The organism is Desulfocastanea catecholica (genome assembly GCF_054657295.1).
Genome location: NZ_BAAHYZ010000202.1, coordinates 1 through 223, shown reverse-complemented (window position 1 = coordinate 223; position 223 = coordinate 1). Strand labels below are relative to the sequence as shown.

Here is a 223-nt window from a genome sequence, read left to right as displayed (position 1 = left end):
CAGCGCGGATCCCTTAACAAAGGGAACATCGTCGCCGGGGAAATCATACTTGTCGAGCAGTTCACGAAGTTCCATTTCAACCAGCTCGATCAGCTCTTCGTCGTCGACCATATCACATTTATTCAGGAACACGACGATTGATGGGACACCAACCTGGCGGGCAAGCAGGATATGCTCTCTGGTCTGCGGCATGGCGCCATCGGTGGCGGCGACAACCAGAATT

General features: G+C 53.8%; 1 protein-coding gene. It reads right to left on the bottom strand.

Annotated features, from left to right (window positions below; translation table 11 throughout):
- On the bottom strand, positions 1 to 223 hold a 223-nt coding region (locus tag ACYQ8U_RS23520), incomplete at both ends, for a GTP-binding protein (protein WP_459947964.1).